Annotated in this window: 11 protein-coding genes and 1 pseudogene; 4 read left to right on the top strand and 8 right to left on the bottom strand. The window is 52.4% G+C overall.

Going from position 1 to position 13963, the window contains the following annotated elements; genetic code table 11:
• Positions 1–175: 175 nt before the first annotated feature.
• Positions 176–745 (top strand): SadB/YajI family lipoprotein, encoded by a 570-nt coding sequence (locus ACZRKO_RS00700; protein WP_463735368.1) that lies wholly within the window; start codon positions 176–178, stop codon positions 743–745.
• 73 nt (positions 746–818) lie between these two features.
• On the opposite strand, the pseudogene ACZRKO_RS00695 reads toward ACZRKO_RS00700, so the two are convergent.
• From ACZRKO_RS00695 to queA, 6 genes and pseudogenes are all read right to left on the bottom strand, one after another.
• Positions 819–1434 (bottom strand): annotated as a pseudogene (locus ACZRKO_RS00695) (cytochrome-c peroxidase); the annotation flags it as partial.
• Between the two features lie 199 nt (positions 1435–1633).
• Positions 1634–2605 carry a protein translocase subunit SecF gene (gene secF, locus ACZRKO_RS00690; RefSeq protein ID WP_463735367.1) on the bottom strand — a complete coding sequence of 324 codons (972 nt, stop codon included), beginning with the start codon at positions 2603–2605 and terminating at the stop codon, positions 1634–1636.
• 10 nt (positions 2606–2615) lie between these two features.
• A complete protein-coding gene (gene secD, locus ACZRKO_RS00685) occupies positions 2616–4463 on the bottom strand; it encodes a protein translocase subunit SecD (protein WP_463735366.1) in 1848 nt (615 codons plus the stop codon).
• Between the two features lie 27 nt (positions 4464–4490).
• Positions 4491–4823, bottom strand: coding sequence for a preprotein translocase subunit YajC (yajC, locus tag ACZRKO_RS00680; RefSeq protein ID WP_140470712.1), 333 nt, complete (start codon positions 4821–4823; stop codon positions 4491–4493).
• Positions 4824–4988: 165 nt separating this feature from the next.
• A complete protein-coding gene (tgt, locus tag ACZRKO_RS00675) occupies positions 4989–6113 on the bottom strand; it encodes a tRNA guanosine(34) transglycosylase Tgt (RefSeq protein ID WP_463735365.1) in 1125 nt (374 codons plus the stop codon).
• Between the two features lie 110 nt (positions 6114–6223).
• Positions 6224–7297, bottom strand: coding sequence for a tRNA preQ1(34) S-adenosylmethionine ribosyltransferase-isomerase QueA (queA, locus tag ACZRKO_RS00670; RefSeq protein WP_463735364.1), 1074 nt, complete (start codon positions 7295–7297; stop codon positions 6224–6226).
• A 135-nt stretch (positions 7298–7432) separates the two neighbouring features.
• On the opposite strand from queA, the gene ACZRKO_RS00665 reads away from it, so the two are divergent.
• From ACZRKO_RS00665 to ggt, 3 genes are all read left to right on the top strand, one after another.
• The gene (locus ACZRKO_RS00665) at positions 7433–8014 is read left to right on the top strand and encodes an ACP phosphodiesterase (protein ID WP_463735363.1); all 582 of its coding nucleotides are present in this window, start codon (positions 7433–7435) and stop codon (positions 8012–8014) included.
• Between the two features lie 208 nt (positions 8015–8222).
• A complete protein-coding gene (locus ACZRKO_RS00660; protein ID WP_463735362.1) occupies positions 8223–8825 on the top strand; it encodes a peroxiredoxin C in 603 nt (200 codons plus the stop codon).
• Between the two features lie 282 nt (positions 8826–9107).
• The gene (gene ggt / locus ACZRKO_RS00655) at positions 9108–10871 is read left to right on the top strand and encodes a gamma-glutamyltransferase (RefSeq protein ID WP_463735361.1); all 1764 of its coding nucleotides are present in this window, start codon (positions 9108–9110) and stop codon (positions 10869–10871) included.
• 76 nt (positions 10872–10947) lie between these two features.
• Here ggt and proY read toward each other — a convergent pair whose 3' ends face one another.
• Together proY and brnQ are read right to left on the bottom strand one after the other, a co-directional pair.
• Positions 10948–12372: a proline-specific permease ProY gene (gene proY, locus ACZRKO_RS00650; protein WP_463735360.1), complete on the bottom strand. Its 1425-nt coding sequence runs from the start codon at positions 12370–12372 to the stop codon at positions 10948–10950.
• A 146-nt stretch (positions 12373–12518) separates the two neighbouring features.
• Positions 12519–13838, bottom strand: a complete 1320-nt coding sequence (gene brnQ, locus ACZRKO_RS00645; RefSeq protein ID WP_463735359.1) for a branched-chain amino acid transport system II carrier protein — start codon at positions 13836–13838, stop codon at positions 12519–12521.
• Positions 13839–13963 lie beyond the last annotated feature (125 nt).

Genomic DNA, 13963 nt, shown 5'->3' with positions numbered 1-13963 from the left:
CTCTAGTTTAGCGCGAAGTCGCACGACAACAAAGGCTGTCGCTACTTTGGCTGACATCGGGTTAAACTTAGCCACCCGTTAGAGCGGCGGTAGGGTATCTCCCCCGACGTATCTATGATTTCATATGTCCTGACGGACGATTATTTACAGGACAACAGAAAAGGAAATTACTGACATGACACGATATTTTCGCACAGCATTCGCCGTTACGGCCCTGCTGACACTGGCTGGTTGCGCCGCACAAAACCCGCAATTGCCTGAGCTGAAAACTGAAGTCGGCCAGTTAAATCAAAAGTTACAGCGCCTGACCGATTTAGCCAGCGCGCTCGAACAACAAACACTGCTTAACCGTCAGTCAAATACCGGCCTGTATATTTTGCCCGCCGCCAAGAGCCCTGCCGTGCTGAAAAGTAACATCGGTGAATTAAACGTCTCGCTGACCAACGTCATGCCAGACGCCATGGGTGTGCAAGCGATATTGCATATCAAAAATTCCTCCGGACAGCCATTGCCGATGTTCACGGCCTCTCTCGACTGGGGGCAGTTGGATCCCGTGACCGGCAAACCGCTGACCGTCGATATGCAAACACAGACTCTGACCAGCACGCCGACTCTACTGCCAGGCGCTGAACAAACACTCGACATCCGTTTACGCAATGTCAGCGTTGAAACCCTCGGATTTATCCGCTTGCATCATATCGAAGCGGAAACCAAGTCTGCGCCACAGGTTGCCACCCAACCCTGAGCTACAAGAAAATAGTATAGTAAACCCGACGTCATCTTCTGGCGTCGGGTTTGGTTGTTTGCTTTATCAGGTTTTAATGGCTGATAAGAACATAGGGCTGATACTGCCCCTGCAAACTGCCGAGAAACGCAACAATATCATTAACATCCTGCCATGATGCTTTTTTGCCAACCTGATACACCAACATCGGCTTAACCGCCTCGTCCGGCGTTGCCACATCCCCGATGAAAGCAGGGCGCGTTCAGAGTAATGTTACGCAGCGTCGGGACTTTCTGCCTGAAACGGTCGCGTTCGTTTTTCGTCACGTTGAATCGACCAATATCGGCATCGTTAAAACCTGTCGTGAAAGAGTATTTTCTCAACCCGAGCGGCTCATAAGATTGCCCACCCGGTGTTTTACTGGTATGGCAGGTGGCGCACTTATTGTCTTTAAACAACGGATAGCCATGAGCCTGTTGCGCGGTAATGGCTTCATCATCGCCGCCTAAGTAGCGATCGAACGGGCTGTTCTGGGTCAGCAAAGTTTTCTCAAACTCGCTGATGGCATCGGTAATCGATGCAGCTGTAAATCCCTGCGGATAACTCTCGAAAAACTTCGTCTTGAACCCTGCATCCTGATTGAGTTTGATGATGATCTCATCCCATGAAGTGGGGCCCATCTCTCTCGGATTGAATCGAGGCCCATGAGCAAGGCCATGTTTTTCCGTCGAATTTCCGACAAGTTATAGTAGAGAGGCTGACATGAAGAGATGGATTAACATCAAATAGCAGAACGCCAGTGGCCAATGGTTACAATAGGATCTGACGATTGATCAAAACAGCCAGCCGTTGAACAGGCATAAAAAAGCCCCGCAATGCGGGGCTTTTAGTGACTCACATCTTGACAGCTTAAGGCAGGAGCGAAGGCTGATCTGCGCCCTCTTTCTCGACTTTTTGCTGCAACATGTGTTCGCGTTTCATGCCCAGTTTCAGGGCCAGCGCGGACGCCACGTAAATTGATGAAGCCGTACCGATTGAAACACCAATCAACATGGTCAGTGAGAAGCCACGTAACATCGCACCACCAAACAGATACAACATCAGGATCACGACTAACGTCGTACCGGATGTGATTAATGTCCTGTGCAACGTCTGGGTCAACGACACGTTAAAGATTTCATAAGGTGTCCCGCGGCGGATCTTGCGGAAGTTCTCACGAATACGGTCCGATACCACGATGCTGTCGTTAAGCGAGTAACCGATAACCGACATCAACGAGGCGACGATGGTCAAGTCAACCTCGATGTGGAACAACGAGATAACGCCCATGGTGATCACAACGTCGTGAGCAAGCGAGATAACCACACCTGCGGCCAAGCGCCACTCGAAGCGGAAACCGACGTAAATCAGGATAGCGATCAACGCCACTAACAGTGCCATGGCACCATTCTGCGCCAAATCGGCCCCAACGCTCGGCCCAACGAACTCGATGCGTTTCACCTGGGCATTCTGGCTGGTCGTTTCGTTAATCACGCTAAGAACTTTGGTACCCAGAACCTGGCCGCCTGTTTCACCCTTAGTCGGTGGCATACGTACCATGATGTCACGGCTGCTACCAAAGTTCTGTACCAGCGGTTCTGCGAAGCCTGCTTTCTCAAGCGCTGCGCGCATCACATCCAGATCCGCAGGTTTTTCCAGCGAGATTTCGATGACCGTACCACCGGTGAAATCCAGACCCCAGTTGAAACCTTTCACACCGATAATGGCGAGAGAAAGGATCAACAGGAAACCGGAGATACCGAAAGCCCAGTAATCCCAGCGCATAAAGTCATAGACTCTACGGCCATGGTTTAATTGTTCAACAGTATATTCCTGTGCCACAACGCACTCCTCAGATAGACAGCTTTTTGATGCGCTTGCCGCCGTACAACAGGTTTACGATGGCACGGGTACCGATGATTGCGGTAAACATTGACGTCGCTACACCAATACCGGTTGTAATCGCAAAGCCTTTAATTGCCCCGGTGCCGACGGCATACAGGATGATGACCTTGATTAGCGTCGTGACGTTGGCATCAAAGATGGAGCTGAACGCGCCTTTATAACCTTCCTCAATGGCCTGTTGTACTGAACGTCCGTTACTAAGTTCTTCCTTAATACGTTCGTTAATCAGCACGTTGGCATCAACCGCTACCGCAAGGGTTAATACGATACCCGCAATACCCGGCATGGTGAGCGTCGCCCCTGGTATCAGGGACATGATCCCAACAATAAGCACTAGGTTAGCAATCAGCGCAGAGGTCGCAATCAGGCCAAACTTCTTATAGAAGAACAGCATGAAGATAATTGAGACCGCAAGCCCTGCCAGACAGGCTTCCAGACCTTGCTTGATGTTTTCCATACCCAAGGTCGGGCCGATGGTACGTTCTTCAACGATCTGAATTGGCGCAATCAGTGCACCGGCACGCAACAACAGAGAGAGCTGACGGGCTTCATTCGGATCATTAACGCCGGTAATACGGAAGCTGTTACCCAGACGTGACTGAATCGTCGCCACGTTGATCACTTCTTCCTGCTTAGCCAGAATTGAACGGCCGTTGGCATCTTTCTTACCGCTGTCTTTGTACTCCACGAACAGGGTTGCCATCGGTTTACCGATGTTGTCCTTAGTGAAGTTAGACATGGCGTTACCGCCAGCGCTGTCGAGGGAGATGTTAACCTGCGGCTGGTTGTACTCGTCCATATTTGACGTTGAGTCAGTGATGTGGTCACCGGTCAGGATCACGCGCTTGTACAAGACAACCGGACGGCCTTCACGGGTATTTTTCACTTCGCTGTCACCTGGCACGCGGCCAGAGGCTGCAGCAGTGGCATCAACGTTGGTATTAACCAGACGGAATTCCAGGGTCGCTGTTGCGCCCAAAATTTCTTTGGCACGCGCAGTATCCTGGATACCCGGCAGTTCAACCACGATACGGTCAGCACCCTGACGCTGTACCAGCGGCTCGGCCACACCCAGTTGGTTTACACGGTTACGCAAAATAGTAATGTTTTGCTGAACAGCGTATTCGCGAGCTTCATTCAAACGCTCATCAGTCATGACGACGCGTGCAGCTTTATCGCCGCTGGCGCTGATGACTAAATCACGGTGGCGTGGGGAAAGATAGCTGACGGCACTGTCGCGGGTCGCGGCATCCCGGAAAGTAACTTCGACACCATAGTTGTCGAGTTTACGTACCGTGGCGTAAGGAATATTTTTCTCGCGCAGATCACTGCGCATGTTGTCCAAGGTCTGCTCTTGCAGCTTGCTCAACGCGGTATCCATGTCGACTTCCATCAGGAAGTGCACACCACCACGCAGGTCAAGACCGAGTTTCATCGGCTCAGCACCCAACATGCTCAACCATCGCGGCGTTGCCGGCGCAAGGTTAAGTGCAATAACAAATTTGTCGCCCAGGGCGCTGGTGAGGGCTTCGCGTGCGCGCAGCTGCACATCAGTGTCTTTAAAGCGGGCAAGAATCTGACCATTCTCCAGAGCAATGGACTTGACCTGAATTTTGTCTTGATCTAATACGTCTTTGACTTGGTCCAGCGTTGCAACACTGGCGTCGGAGCCCCGAGCGCCAGTAATTTGAACAGCCGGATCCTCACCATAAAGGTTGGGAAGTGCATATAGCAGACCGACGATGATCACAACGATCAGCATCAGATACTTCCACAAAGGATAACGGTTTAACACGGCAGTTCCCTTCGGGAAAATCGAAAATTAAAGAGCCTTCATCGTACCTTTCGGCAGAACGGCAGCCACGAAGTCACGCTTGATCATCACTTCAGTGGTGTCATTCAGCGCGATAACAACATAACCAGTTTCGGCTACTTTGCTTACGCGACCGATCAGACCACCGGTGGTCATCACTTCGTCACCTTTACCGATGGAGTCCATCAGTTTTTTGTGTTCTTTAGAGCGTTTCTGTTGCGGGCGCAGGATCATGAAATAGAAAATCAGACCAAAAACTACCAGCATGATGACCAGAGAATAAGGACTTCCCTGTGACGGTGCGCCGGAAGCTGCGACTGCATCGGAAATGAAAAGACTCATTTAAATTCCCTCATTGTTGTTATGAAACATGACGATCACCGTCTGTTTCTGTTGAATCGACTCGTTTAAAAGCGCCGCCAAAATAGCGACGCCAGGTAAATCGTTGATGGCGGCGTTTGATCTCAGAATTCTGACATCACAACGTTGCCACCAAAGGCTTCCGGATCAGAAGTTGAGAGGCGGAACCTCTTTACCTTTGCGCTCGTAGAAGTCTTTTACAAACAGCTCTAATTTACCCTCTTCGATAGCTTGGCGTAAACCTGCCATCAAACGCTGGTAATAGCGCAAATTATGGATGGTATTAAGACGTGCACCCAGTATTTCGTTGCAACGGTCAAGATGATGCAAGTAGGCACGGCTATAATTGCGACAGGTGTAACAGTCACAATGCTCATCAAGGGTCGTTGTATCGCTTTTATACTTGGCATTACGGATTTTTACGATACCGTCGGTCACAAACAAGTGACCGTTACGCGCATTACGCGTTGGCATTACGCAGTCAAACATATCCACGCCACGACGCACGCCTTCGACTAAATCTTCAGGTTTACCGACCCCCATCAGATAGCGCGGTTTATCTTCCGGAATCTGTGGGCAAACGTGTTCCAGAATGCGGTGCATGTCTTCTTTTGGCTCGCCTACTGCCAGGCCGCCCACAGCGTAACCATCAAAGCCAATATCTACCAGCCCTTTTAATGATACATCTCGTAAATCTTCGTAAACGCTGCCCTGAATAATTCCGAACAAAGCATTCTTATTATTCAATTCGTTGTGACGATCGCGGCTGCGTTTCGCCCAGCGCAGTGACATCTCCATCGAACGTTTCGCGTAATCCCAGTCCGCTGGATATGGCGTACATTCGTCGAAGATCATCACGATGTCAGAACCGAGATCGTTTTGGATCTCCATCGACTTTTCAGGGCTGAGGAAAACCGGATCGCCATTGATCGGGTTGCGAAAATGTACACCCTCTTCTTTGATCTTACGCATCGCGCCCAGGCTGAACACCTGGAAGCCGCCTGAATCGGTGAGGATCGGGCCATGCCAGTTCATAAAGTCATGCAGATCGCCATGCAGCTTCATGATTTCCTGACCCGGACGCAGCCACAGGTGGAAGGTATTTCCGAGCAGGATCTGCGCACCGGTTTCTTTGACTTCTTCCGGCGTCATGCCTTTTACCGTGCCGTAAGTACCGACTGGCATAAAGGCAGGGGTTTCAACCACGCCGCGGTCGAAAACCAGACGTCCGCGACGGGCGCGGCCATCGGTGGTGCTTAATTCGTACTTCACATTGCCTCCAGCATCAGAGAAACAGTCTGATGAGGTTAAATCCGTGGCATCACGCCCGGAAAGAAAGCCCAGATACACGCAGTGCGCCCAGGCCGATAGTTACTGATTACTTATTGCTGCGCCACCACTTCCTGCGGGGCCAGCGGGTTACGGTTAATGAACATTGCATCGCCGTAACTGAAGAAACGGTACTGTTCTGCCACGGCTTGATGGTAAGCGTTCATGGTGTTCTTGTAGCCGGCAAACGCCGAGACCAGCATGATCAATGTTGATTCAGGCAGGTGGAAGTTAGTGATCAGGGAATCAATCACCTGATAATGATAGCCGGGATAAATGAAGATCTTGGTGTCGCCAAAGAATGACGCAATCAGTCCGTTGTCACAGGCTTTGGCCGCGCTTTCCAGCGAGCGGACGGACGTGGTACCCACCGCCACCACTTTGTTGCCGCGCGCTTTACAGGCCAGCACCGCGTCGACCACGTCCTGAGGCACTTCAGCATACTCCGCGTGCATAATGTGCTCTTCAATGGTGTCAACGCGCACCGGCTGGAAGGTGCCCGCGCCCACGTGAAGTGTTACGAAGGCAAACTCTACGCCCTTTTCTTTAAGCTGATCCATCAGTGGCTGGTCGAAATGCAAACCGGCAGTCGGTGCCGCTACAGCGCCAAGACGTTCGCTGTAGACCGTCTGATATAACTCGCGGTCGGCGTCTTCATCCGGGCGATCAATATAGGGCGGAAGTGGCATATGGCCGATTTCATCGAGCAGTGTGAAAACGTCGCGATCTTCATTGAATTCGAGTTCAAACAGCGTGTCGTGGCGGGCTACCATGGTGGCTTTGATATTTTCGTTATCACCTAACAACAGTTCAGCACCTGGTTTCGGGGATTTTGACGCCCGGACATGCGCCAGAATGCGTTTGGTATCCAGCACGCGCTCAACCAGCACTTCAATCTTACCGCCGCTGGCTTTACGGCCAAATACACGGGCAGGGATCACGCGGGTATTGTTGAAAACCAGCAGATCGCCGGGCAGGATTTTATCAAGAATATCGGTGAAAACGCCGTGCGTCAGCTCGCCGGTCGGACCATCCAGCGACAACAAACGGCAGCCGCTGCGCTGGGTCTGCGGATAGCGGGCAATCAGGGACTCGGGGAGTTCAAAAGAAAAATCGGCAACGCGCATGGCTTTTCACTTCACTTAACGGACAAAAACAGGCGGGTTAGTCTAGTGGTACGGCGCCCCCCCTGCAAGGGGATGCGCTAATAAAGGCACCCGCTACCCTGTCAGAGATCAAGTTTCCTGCGCTATACTCCCCCGATGAATTTTTTAGCGCACCTTCATCTGGCCTCAATGGCCGACAGTTCGCTGCTGGGCAACCTGCTGGCTGACTTCGTTCGCGGTAATCCTGACGGCCTCTATTCCGACACGATTGTCAGCGGTATCCGCATGCACCGCCGGGTTGACGTCATGACGGACAGCCTGCCGGAAGTGAAAATCGCCCGCGGCTATTTTCGTCCGGAATTCCGCCGCGTGGCGCCCATCACGCTGGATGTGGTCTGGGATCACTTCCTCTCCCGTCACTGGGAAACGCTAGTGCCCGTTGTTTCGCTGGAGGATTTTATCGACCAGTGTCAGCAGGAAATTGAACCGCAACTGCCCGATATGCCCGAACGCTTCCAGAATTTGAATGCCTGGCTTTGGCCTGAACGCTGGATGCAACGTTACGCCGCCCTGCCCTTTATCGGCAACGTATTAACGGGGATGGCGTCCCGGCGACCAAAACTCAGTGCGCTGGAGGGATCCTTCCACGATCTTGAGCTGAACTACGACGCCCTTGAGCAACTTTTCTGGCAATTTTATCCGCAGATGATGCAGCAGGCGAAAAACCGACAGCTTTAAGCCCTCCGGCTAATAACGTGAACGAACGCACAAAACCCTGCAAATAAGGCGGTTAATCATAGCCAGTATTGCGACTTGGCTCGCAAACTGATAGCCAGATACTATCTGATTGATTGGTCTGATGGGGTTTATTCGCTTTCCTTCAGACCCTATACTAGCTAGCGATTTATACATCCTATTCACTTACCTACTATAAACAGGAGTACTTATGGTCCTGGTAACTCGTCCAGCCCCTGATTTCACCGCAGCAGCAGTACTCGGTAGCGGCGAAGTTGTTGAAAACTTCAACTTCAAAAAACACACTGCAGGCAAGCCTACTGTGATCTTCTTCTGGCCGATGGACTTCACCTTCGTGTGTCCTTCTGAGCTGATCGCTTTCGATCACCGCTATGAAGAGTTCCAGAAACGTGGCGTTGAAGTTGTGGGTGTTTCCTTCGACTCAGAGTTCGTTCACAACGCATGGCGTAACACTCCGGTAGAGAAAGGCGGTATCGGTCCTGTTAAATACGCAATGGTTGCTGACATCAAACGCGAAATTCAGAAAGCTTACGGTATCGAACATCCGGACGCTGGTGTTGCACTGCGCGGCTCATTCCTGATCGACAAAGCCGGTGTGGTTCGCCACCAGGTTGTTAACGACCTGCCACTGGGCCGTAACATCGACGAAATGCTGCGTATGGTTGACGCACTGCAATTCCACGAAGAGCACGGCGAAGTGTGCCCGGCTCAGTGGGAAAAAGGCAAAAAAGGTATGGGCGCATCACCAGATGGCGTTGCTAAATACCTGTCTGAAAACGCCTCAAACCTGTAATCCTCTTTCGGATTTCAAGGTCAATAACGGTCAGCCTCGCTGGCCGTTTTTTTTGCCCGCCCTCCCATTCGTTCACATATTCGTAACAAATCACTGCGCGTTCCCCACAATAAACGCTACTCTCAGTATGTCCCTTGCCTGCTGTGCGAAACCTCGATAACTGGCGCGTACCTTGCATAGATCCTTCGGGCGAAATGGACGCGATCGCCATAAAAAAGCGTTATCACACAAGAGCCTGAAGGTTCTGATATCAAAATGACTGGGTAATAAACAGGAGTTTATATGTGGGTAATTCCATGGAAAAAATCGCTTATCGCACTGGCTATGCTCTCCAGCGCACCGCTGTATGCAGCCTCCAGCCCGGCAGTAGAAGCCAAAAACGGTATGGTGGTGACGTCACAATATCTGGCCTCGCAGGTGGGCGTGGATATTTTGAAAATGGGCGGAAACGCCATTGATGCCGCCGTTGCCGTGGGGTATGCGCAAGCCGTCGTGAACCCGTGCTGTGGCAATATCGGCGGTGGCGGCTTTATGACGGTACACCTGGCGGACGGCAAAGACACTTTTATCAATTTCCGTGAAACCGCACCGGCCGCTGCCAGCGCCAATATGTATCTCGACGCCGACGGCAACGTGAAAAAAGGCGCCAGCCTGTATGGCTATCTGGCCGCAGGCGTCCCCGGTACCGTACTGGGAATGGATACAGTACAGAAAGAGTACGGCGCGCTGAGCCGCCAGCAGGTGATGGCGCCGGCGATTAGACTCGCGCGTCAGGGCTTCGTGCTGACCCGCGCAGATACCGATATTCTCGATACCAAAGTCCAGCGCTTTAAAGAAGATCCGGAAGCAGCACGCATATTTCTGCGAACGGACGGCAGTCCGTTACAACCCGGCGACAAACTGGTGCAAACCGATTTAGCCAATACGCTCGAATCCATTTCCGAACATGGCCCGGACGCATTTTATAAAGGCAAAATCCCGGCGGCGGTGGAAGCGGCATCAAAAAAAGGCGGTGGCATTCTGACTGCGGCGGATTTCGCAAACTACAAAGTCACCGAAACTGCCCCCATCACCTGCAGTTATCGCGGCTATAAATTTGTCTCCGCACCGCCACCCAGCTCCGGCGGCGTGACGATGTGTGAAATTCTTAACATCGTTGAAGGCTATGATCTGAAAAGCATGGGCTTCAACTCTGCGGCGTCCATCCACACGCTCACCGAAGCCATGCGCCATGCCTATATGGACCGTAACACCTATCTTGGCGATCCAGCATTTGTGAAGAACCCGGTCGATCGTCTGGTCAGCAAAAGCTACGCCGAAGAAATTCGTAAGAGAATAGAAGCGGATAAAGCCACGCCGTCCACGCAGGTGCAGCCGGGTATGGAACCCCATGAGAAGCCGGAAACCACGCATTACTCCATCGTCGATAAAATGGGGAATGCTGTTTCTACGACCTACACCATCAATGGACTGTTCGGTTCCGTGGTGATTGCGCCGGGCACCGGTTTCTTCCTTAACGATGAAATGGATGATTTCACCACCAAAGTCGGCGAAAAAAATCTGTACGGTCTGGTGCAGGGTTCGCGTAACGCCATCGCCCCCGGTAAGCGCCCACTCTCCTCAATGAGCCCGAGTTTAGTGACCAAAGATGGCAAAATCTTTATGGTTCTCGGCTCGCCTGGCGGTTCCCGCATCATCACTATTACGCTTCAAGCCGCGCTTAACGTCATTGATTACGGCATGCCGCTACAGGAAGCGGTCGATGCACCGCGCATTCACCACCAGTGGCTGCCAGACGAAGTGTATTACGAGCAGCGCGGTGTCTCTCAGGACAGTCTGAATGTTCTGGCGAAGATGGGCTACAAAATGGTGGAACAAACCCCTTGGGGCGCAGCAGAGCTGATTCTGGTGGGCTTACCGGGTGCTGCGGGTGTCACGCCGATGAACTCAGGCAATGACTCGGCGGTATCGGGCAAAGTGCGTGAGGGCTATCTGTATGGCGCCAATGATGTGCGCAGACCCGCGGGTGCTGCTATTGGATATTAATCCGTAATAAGATGAAAAAGCCCCCGCTATCATGAGGATATCGGGGGCTTTTCTTTATCTTAATGTGAGCGTTTACTTAGCCGTTGTTGTCCACAGTCAGCGCTTCTTTCTTGCGATCGTTACGCAGCTTGAACGCATAACCGATCAGCAGTACTGCCACCCATACCAGACCGACGTACAACGAAACGCGGGTAGTAGGGAACCAGCCAATCAGGCCGATGATGAAGAACAGGAACAGGATGCCGAACACCGAGGTATAGATGCCACCACGCAGCGGGAATTCCAGCGCTTTAACCTGCTGTTTACTCAATTTACGGCGAAACGCGATCTGCGAGAACAGGATCATAATCCACACCCAGACGGTCGCGAAGGTCGCCAGAGAGGCAATCACCAGGAACACGTTAGACGGCATGATGTAATTGAGGTAAACCGCCACCAGCAGCGCCGCCATCATCACCAGAACCGTGACCCATGGCGTACCCAGACGGGAAACCTTGCTGAACATTTTAGGCGCCTGGCCCTGCTTCGCCATTCCGTGCAGCATACGGCCAACGCCGAACACATCGCTGTTAATCGCAGAAAGCGAAGCGGTGATCACCACGAAATTTAGAATGCCGGCCGCCGCGGTAATGCCCATGTGCTGGAAAGTCAGCACGAACGGACTGCCCTGTGTGCCCACCTGATTCCACGGAAAAATCGACATAATCACAAACAGCGTACCCACATAGAACACCAAGATACGCAGCGGAACGGAGTTAATGGCTTTGGGAATCGACTTCTTCGGATCTTCCGCTTCACCGGCTGTAATACCAATGATTTCAATGCCGCCATAGGCAAACATCACCAGTTGCAGGGATAAAATGGTGCCCATAATCCCCTGACTGAAGAAACCACCGTGACTCCACAGATTGTGGATACCGGTCGGCTGGCCGCCGTTGCCAATACCCCAGAAGATAATGCCAAAACCCGCCACAATCATGATGATGATAGTCGCGACCTTGAAGAAGGAGAACCAGAATTCCAGTTCACCGAACACTTTGACACTGACCAGATTGATCGCACCGATGATCAGCACCACGCTGAGCACCCAGGTCCACTGCGGGACATCCGGGAACCAGATACCCATGTAGATGCCGAACGCCGTCACGTCAGCAATCGCCACGATCAGGATTTCAAAACAGTAGGTCCAGCCGGTGATATATCCGGCCATTGGCCCGAGATAATCCTGCGCATAACGCGAGAAAGAGCCGCTTTGCGGATTGTGCACCGACATCTCGCCCAGAGCGCGCATGATGATGAATGCAACGATCCCGCCGATCAAATACGCCAGTAATACGCTGGGGCCGGCCATTTTTATCGCTTCGGCCGAACCGTAAAACAGCCCGGTTCCGATGGCCGAACCAAGCGCCATAAAACGAATATGCCGGGTCGTCAGGCCGCGCTTTAATTTAGTCGCAGGCGGTTCTTTCTCAACGGACGGTTGCTCAACTGAGTGCTGCATGTAATTAATCCAATTTCTGTTTTCATCAAATCTGATGAGAGACTTTACTCAAACCAATGAAAAAGCCACGGAAGGGATCCCGTGGCCTGTTTGGCGAAAATCAATTATACGATCTAAACATCACTTGCGTGAACCTTCAATACGGATCACTGATGTGCAGTAACGCTGCGCGGACCGCTGATTTTGTCGTAAATTCCGACCAACACCAGCATCACCACTGAAGGCGGCAACCATGCCAGACCCTGCGCCGCCAGCGGCAGGTGCGAAGTCCAGGCTGGCATAAGGTCTGCCAGTGCAGACGTTTTGATGCCATCAATCACACCGAACAAGAAGCTGACCAGCATCACCGGTGCCATGATACGGGTGGTGTTATTCCACCAGCGCAGCGTGAAGCTCAGCACTACCAGCGCGATACACGGCGGATAAATCGCCGTCAGCACCGGGATGGAAATCTGAATCAGATGGCTCAGGCCGAGGTTCGAGACCAGCATGGAGAACAAGCCCAGAATAAATACCAGCGTCTTATAAGAGAGCGGCAAATATTGCGCGAAGAACTCCGCACAGGCGCAGGTCAGGCCAACCGCGGTCACCATACAGGCAACGAAAATCAGTGCGGCCAGGAAGAAGGTGCCAACGCCACCAAAAGTATGGGCAACATAAGCATGCAAGACAACCGCGCCATTGGTCGCATCCGGTACCAGTGAGGCACTGTTTTCACCGAGTTTAAACAGGCTCAGGTAAACCAGCATCAGGCCCACACCGGCAATCAAACCCGCCATGACGGTATAACGGGTCAGCAATTTGGCATCGCTTACGCCACGTGAACGCGCTGCGTTCACAATGACGATCCCAAAGACCATCGCGCCCAAGGTGTCCATGGTCAGATATCCATTCACAAAACCGCTGGAGAACGGCACAGTTTGATAGACTTCTGTCGCCGGAATACTTTGGCCCGCAGGCCACAACACGGCGGCAATGCCCAATACACCCAGCGCGACAATTTTCAACGGCGCGAGGAAGTGGCCGACAGTATCGAGCAATTTCCCCGGATAGAGGGAAATGCCAATCACCAGCGCAAAGTAGATCACGCTATAGATGAACAGCGGCATCGGGCCGTCACCGGTCAGTGGCGCGATCCCGACTTCGAAAGAAACCGTTGCCGTACGCGGCGTGGCGAACAGCGGACCCACGGCGAGATAACAGACCGTCGCCAGCAGTAAACCGGCCGCACGGCCAATCGGCGTACTCAGGGCGTCAACACCACCACCGACGCGCGCCAGCGCGATCACGGTCATCACCGGAAGGCCAACCGCCGTCACCATAAAGCCGGCAGCTGCCCACCAGACTTCATGGCCAGCCTGTAAGCCGACCATCGGTGGGAAAATAATGTTCCCTGCACCGACGAATAAGGCGAAGGTCATAAAACCCAGCGCCAGAATATCTTTGCTTGCTAAACGAGTACTCATGATTGGTGTCGTGTTGCCTGTTCAAATGAATAAAAGTGACCGTTGCTGGCACCCTGCTCTTTCGTCATGAGACAACGCCGCGATGAGCGCGCGTTAACATCGATGTGAGGGCAGAAAGGAGCTTA

Source organism: Ewingella sp. C233, assembly GCF_055407225.1.
This window is presented reverse-complemented; position numbering and strand designations above follow the sequence as displayed.